Annotated in this window: 2 tRNA genes and 3 rRNA genes; all 5 read left to right on the top strand. The window is 51.0% G+C overall.

Annotated elements, in window-relative coordinates:
* The first annotated feature begins 202 nt into the window (after window positions 1–202).
* The 5 genes from DNK89_RS23195 to rrf all read left to right on the top strand — a co-directional run bounded on the left by DNK89_RS23195 (window position 203) and on the right by rrf (window position 5,537).
* Window positions 203–1,735: ribosomal RNA gene (locus DNK89_RS23195) — 16S ribosomal RNA — on the top strand.
* A gap of 91 nt (window positions 1,736–1,826) precedes the next feature.
* Window positions 1,827–1,903: transfer RNA gene (locus DNK89_RS23190), tRNA-Ile, on the top strand.
* 33 nt (window positions 1,904–1,936) lie between these two features.
* A tRNA-Ala gene (locus tag DNK89_RS23185) sits at window positions 1,937–2,012 on the top strand.
* 379 nt (window positions 2,013–2,391) lie between these two features.
* Window positions 2,392–5,270 (top strand): 23S ribosomal RNA (locus DNK89_RS23180).
* Window positions 5,271–5,424: 154 nt separating this feature from the next.
* Window positions 5,425–5,537, top strand: a 5S ribosomal RNA gene (rrf, locus tag DNK89_RS23175).
* The 16S, 23S and 5S rRNA genes sit together here with 2 tRNA genes alongside, the layout of an rRNA operon.
* Window positions 5,538–5,546: the final 9 nt, after the last annotated feature.

Below are 5,546 nucleotides of genomic sequence, written 5' to 3'. Positions count from 1 at the left end.
GAGGTTTGCAAAATAGAGAAGATTTTGGTCTGATTTGTTTTGCGGGGTCTTTAAAAATATACAGCCGATAAGCGTGGGCGTTTGATGGCGAGTGCCAAGTTCTTTGGAACTAGTGCTTAGCACTACAAACGCTCATGAGAGAGAAGTGAAGTTCACTTCAATTCTTAATTATGAGTTGCTCGAAAGAGCGAAAATCAAGATCGAACTGTAGAGTTTGATCCTGGCTCAGATTGAACGCTGGCGGCATGCCTTACACATGCAAGTCGAACGGTAACAGGTCTTCGGATGCTGACGAGTGGCGAACGGGTGAGTAATACATCGGAACGTGCCCGAGAGTGGGGGATAACGAAGCGAAAGCTTTGCTAATACCGCATACGATCTCAGGATGAAAGCAGGGGACCGCAAGGCCTTGCGCTCACGGAGCGGCCGATGGCAGATTAGGTAGTTGGTGGGATAAAAGCTTACCAAGCCGACGATCTGTAGCTGGTCTGAGAGGACGACCAGCCACACTGGGACTGAGACACGGCCCAGACTCCTACGGGAGGCAGCAGTGGGGAATTTTGGACAATGGGCGCAAGCCTGATCCAGCCATGCCGCGTGCAGGATGAAGGCCTTCGGGTTGTAAACTGCTTTTGTACGGAACGAAAAGACTCTGGTTAATACCTGGGGTCCATGACGGTACCGTAAGAATAAGCACCGGCTAACTACGTGCCAGCAGCCGCGGTAATACGTAGGGTGCGAGCGTTAATCGGAATTACTGGGCGTAAAGCGTGCGCAGGCGGTTATGTAAGACAGATGTGAAATCCCCGGGCTCAACCTGGGAACTGCATTTGTGACTGCATAGCTAGAGTACGGCAGAGGGGGATGGAATTCCGCGTGTAGCAGTGAAATGCGTAGATATGCGGAGGAACACCGATGGCGAAGGCAATCCCCTGGGCCTGTACTGACGCTCATGCACGAAAGCGTGGGGAGCAAACAGGATTAGATACCCTGGTAGTCCACGCCCTAAACGATGTCAACTGGTTGTTGGGTCTTCACTGACTCAGTAACGAAGCTAACGCGTGAAGTTGACCGCCTGGGGAGTACGGCCGCAAGGTTGAAACTCAAAGGAATTGACGGGGACCCGCACAAGCGGTGGATGATGTGGTTTAATTCGATGCAACGCGAAAAACCTTACCCACCTTTGACATGTACGGAATCCTTTAGAGATAGAGGAGTGCTCGAAAGAGAGCCGTAACACAGGTGCTGCATGGCTGTCGTCAGCTCGTGTCGTGAGATGTTGGGTTAAGTCCCGCAACGAGCGCAACCCTTGTCATTAGTTGCTACATTCAGTTGGGCACTCTAATGAGACTGCCGGTGACAAACCGGAGGAAGGTGGGGATGACGTCAAGTCCTCATGGCCCTTATAGGTGGGGCTACACACGTCATACAATGGCTGGTACAGAGGGTTGCCAACCCGCGAGGGGGAGCCAATCCCATAAAGCCAGTCGTAGTCCGGATCGCAGTCTGCAACTCGACTGCGTGAAGTCGGAATCGCTAGTAATCGCGGATCAGAATGTCGCGGTGAATACGTTCCCGGGTCTTGTACACACCGCCCGTCACACCATGGGAGCGGGTTCTGCCAGAAGTAGTTAGCCTAACCGCAAGGAGGGCGATTACCACGGCAGGGTTCGTGACTGGGGTGAAGTCGTAACAAGGTAGCCGTATCGGAAGGTGCGGCTGGATCACCTCCTTTCTGGAAAACTGCATTCAATATTGAACGCCCACACTTATCGGTTGTTGGAACAAGCCGCAGACCTGCGAAGGGATTCGCAAGAATGTGGAATGGGTCTGTAGCTCAGCTGGTTAGAGCACCGTCTTGATAAGGCGGGGGTCGTTGGTTCGAGCCCAACTAGACCCACCAAATTCCGATGACTGGATACGGTAAGAGGACACTGGGGGATTAGCTCAGCTGGGAGAGCACCTGCTTTGCAAGCAGGGGGTCGTCGGTTCGATCCCGTCATCCTCCACCAACCACACTTCGGGACCTCAACACCAAAGCTGCTTTGCAAAAGGCTGCTTTGTTGTTGATCAATATCGATTGATCAATCGGCTGTTCTTTAAAAATTCATAGAGTCGAAATCAGAGTTGCCAGGGGAAACTGCACATTCGTAAAGGTTTAGTGCAGACCGTGCCCTTGGTGACAAATTTTTGATTGCGTCAAAACGAATGTTCAATGAGCAAACGTGATTGCGAAAGTGATTGCGAAGTAATTTGAACTCAGTAATGACGAATGTTTCTTGATAGTGATATCGAGGAATTATTCACATTACGGCATAACGCGTCAGGTGAAAGACCTGACAAGTCCTTGAAGATGATGGCGATATCTTGAAAGAGATGTCAAAGTTATAGGGTCAAGTGACTAAGAGCATGTGGTGGATGCCTTGGCGATTACAGGCGACGAAAGACGTGATAGCCTGCGATAAGCTTCGGGGAGCTGGCAAATAAGCTTTGATCCGGAGATTTCTGAATGGGGAAACCCACCTCGCAAGAGGTATCGCATACTGAATACATAGGTATGCGAGGCGAACCGGGTGAACTGAAACATCTCAGTAGCTCGAGGAAAAGACATCAACCGAGATTCCGAAAGTAGTGGCGAGCGAAATCGGAAGAGCCTTCTAGTGATAGCACGACTGTTAGCAAAACGGGATGGAAAGCCCGGCCATAGCAGGTGATAGCCCTGTATGCGAAAACAGACGTGTGGTACTAAGTTAGAGAAAAGTAGGGCGGGACACGAGAAATCCTGTCTGAATATGGGGGGACCATCCTCCAAGGCTAAATACTCGTAATCGACCGATAGTGAACCAGTACCGTGAGGGAAAGGCGAAAAGAACCCCGGGAGGGGAGTGAAATAGATCCTGAAACCGCATGCTTACAAAAAGTAGGAGCCCGCAAGGGTGACTGCGTACCTTTTGTATAATGGGTCAGCGACTTACATTCAGTGGCAAGGTTAACCGAATAGGGAAGCCGTAGAGAAATCGAGTCCGAATAGGGCGAATCAGTCGCTGGGTGTAGACCCGAAACCAAGTGATCTATCCATGGCCAGGATGAAGGTGCCGTAACAGGTACTGGAGGTCCGAACCCACTAGTGTTGCAAAACTAGGGGATGAGCTGTGGATAGGGGTGAAAGGCTAAACAAACTTGGAAATAGCTGGTTCTCTCCGAAAACTATTTAGGTAGTGCCTCAAGTATTACCTGCGGGGGTAGAGCACTGTTTAGGCTAGGGGGTCATGGCGACTTACCAAACCTATGCAAACTCCGAATACCGCAGAGTACAGCTTGGGAGACAGAGCACCGGGTGCTAACGTCCGGACTCAAGAGGGAAACAACCCAGACCGCCAGCTAAGGTCCCTAAAATTGGCTAAGTGGGAAACGAAGTGGGAAGGCTAAAACAGTCAGGATGTTGGCTTAGAAGCAGCCATCATTTAAAGAAAGCGTAATAGCTCACTGATCGAGTCGTCCTGCGCGGAAGATGTAACGGGGCTAAGCCAGTTACCGAAGCTGCGGATTTGCAATTTATTGCAAGTGGTAGGAGAGCGTTCTGTAGGCCTGTGAAGGTGTCTGGTAACGGATGCTGGAGGTATCAGAAGTGCGAATGCTGACATGAGTAGCGTTAAAGGGGGTGAAAAGCCCCCTCGCCGTAAGCGCAAGGTTTTCTACGCAACGTTCATCGGCGTAGAGTGAGTCGGCCCCTAAGGCGAGGCAGAGATGCGTAGCTGATGGGAAACAGGTCAATATTCCTGTACCGATCAATAGTGCGATGTGGGGACGGAGAAGGTTAGCTCAGCCAACTGTTGGATATGTTGGTTCAAGCCTGTAGTCGTGCCTGGTAGGCAAATCCGCCGGGCTTAGATGAGGGGTGATAACGAGTCTGCTTGCAGACGAAGTGAGTGATACCCTGCTTCCAGGAAAAGCCACTAAGCTTCAGCTATTGACGACCGTACCGCAAACCGACACTGGTGCGCGAGATGAGTATTCTAAGGCGCTTGAGAGAACTCAGGAGAAGGAACTCGGCAAATTGATACCGTAACTTCGGGAGAAGGTATGCCCCAAGTAGGTGAACTCGTACAGAGGGAGCCCAACGGGGTTGCAAAAAATCGGTGGCTGCGACTGTTTAATAAAAACACAGCACTCTGCAAACACGAAAGTGGACGTATAGGGTGTGACGCCTGCCCGGTGCTGGAAGATTAAATGATGGGGTGCAAGCTCTTGATTGAAGTCCCAGTAAACGGCGGCCGTAACTATAACGGTCCTAAGGTAGCGAAATTCCTTGTCGGGTAAGTTCCGACCTGCACGAATGGCGTAACGATGGCCACACTGTCTCCTCCTGAGACTCAGCGAAGTTGAAATGTTTGTGATGATGCAATCTCCCCGCGGAAAGACGGAAAGACCCCATGAACCTTTACTGTAGCTTTGTATTGGACTTTGAACAGATCTGTGTAGGATAGGTGGGAGGCTTTGAAGTGAGGACGCTAGTTCTCATGGAGCCAACGTTGAAATACCACCCTGGTGTGTTTGAGGTTCTAACCTAGGTCCATTATCTGGATCGGGGACAGTGCATGGTAGGCAGTTTGACTGGGGCGGTCTCCTCCCAAAGCGTAACGGAGGAGTTCGAAGGTACGCTAGTTACGGTCGGACATCGTGACGATAGTGCAATGGCATAAGCGTGCTTAACTGCGAGACTGACAAGTCGAGCAGATGCGAAAGCAGGACATAGTGATCCGGTGGTTCTGTATGGAAGGGCCATCGCTCAACGGATAAAAGGTACTCTGGGGATAACAGGCTGATACCGCCCAAGAGTTCATATCGACGGCGGTGTTTGGCACCTCGATGTCGGCTCATCTCATCCTGGGGCTGTAGCCGGTCCCAAGGGTATGGCTGTTCGCCATTTAAAGAGGTACGTGAGCTGGGTTTAAAACGTCGTGAGACAGTTTGGTCCCTATCTTCCGTGGGCGCTGCAGATTTGAGGAAGCCTGCTCCTAGTACGAGAGGACCGGAGTGGACACACCTCTGGTGTATCGGTTGTCACGCCAGTGGCATTGCCGAGTAGCTAAGTGTGGAAGAGATAACCGCTGAAAGCATCTAAGCGGGAAACTCGTTTCAAGATGAGATCTGCCGGGGCCTTGAGCCCCCTAAAGAGTCGTTCAAGACCAGGACGTTGATAGGCTGGGTGTGGAAGCGCAGTAATGCGTTAAGCTAACCAGTACTAATTGCTCGTGCGGCTTGACCCTATAACTTTGATAGCCAACACGCACACCACAATGGTTGTGTGAAAAGCTCAAAGTCTGTTATGCCAAGTTAGACGCAGTCAAAAGACACACAATCTGATTCCAGACTCTATGAATTCGTTGTGTTGCCCCAAAAGCAGCACGACAACAAGTTATGCCTGATGACCATAGCAAGTTGGTCCCACTCCTTCCCATCCCGAACAGGACAGTGAAACGACTTTGCGCCGATGATAGTGCGGGTTCCCGTGTGAAAGTAGGTCATCGTCAGGCTCTTACAGC

This window comes from Acidovorax sp. ST3, assembly GCF_003231145.1.
GTDB lineage: Bacteria > Pseudomonadota > Gammaproteobacteria > Burkholderiales > Burkholderiaceae_C > Acidovorax.
The sequence above is the reverse complement of the archived record's forward strand: the minus strand, read 5'-3'. Positions and strand labels throughout refer to the sequence as shown.